Source organism: Comamonas sp. E6, from assembly GCF_001010305.1.
Lineage (GTDB): Bacteria > Pseudomonadota > Gammaproteobacteria > Burkholderiales > Burkholderiaceae_C > Comamonas > Comamonas thiooxydans.
Map to the genome: position 1 here is coordinate 1 of NZ_BBXH01000072.1, position 531 is coordinate 531.

Consider the following 531-nt stretch of genomic DNA (forward strand, 5'->3'; position numbering starts at 1 on the left):
CGCTGCCGCCCACCTGAACCCGGTTGCAGCATCGGTTCTCCATCCAGTGCTCGATCAGGTAGCGGCCATCGCTCAGGCGGTCATAGGTCGGCCACACCAGCCGTGTGATGCGCGATGCGCTCGGCGGCTTGCGCTGGCCAGCCAGGGGCACGACCTTGCCAAAGAATGCGGGGTGCAATGCCTGGGTCATTTTTTGACCACCTTCACTTCCAGACCCAGCAGAGCCTTCATCAGGTGGCGCTTGATCTTGAATTCGGGGGTCAGCACGCCCTTCACGTCCTCGATCACCTCCACGCCCTTTTCCACATAGACAAAATCGGCCACGTAGTGAATGGCCTTCTTGACGCGGCTCGCGTCGGAGTACTTCACGGCGGGCACCAGCTCATAGGCCACCTGGCGGCGCAGCTCGCTGATCTCCCCTGCGCGCAGCTGCATGCACAGATGCCCCCAGCGGCGGGCCTCGGCCCTGCTGTCGAACTTCACCCCATCGGGGGTGACGGTCTTCTTGTTGCCGTACTTGGCTCCACCGGG

Annotated in this window: 2 protein-coding genes; both read right to left on the reverse strand. The window is 63.3% G+C overall.

Annotated elements, in window-relative coordinates; all coding sequences use genetic code 11:
- Positions 1-190 (reverse strand): hypothetical protein (locus CSE6_RS25955; protein WP_059441898.1); only part of this gene is annotated, 190 nt, incomplete at its 3' end.
- Positions 187-531, reverse strand: a 345-nt coding sequence (locus CSE6_RS25960; protein WP_059441899.1) for a DUF1064 domain-containing protein, incomplete at its 5' end; no start/stop codon positions are given. The genes CSE6_RS25960 and CSE6_RS25955, both read right to left, overlap by 4 nt.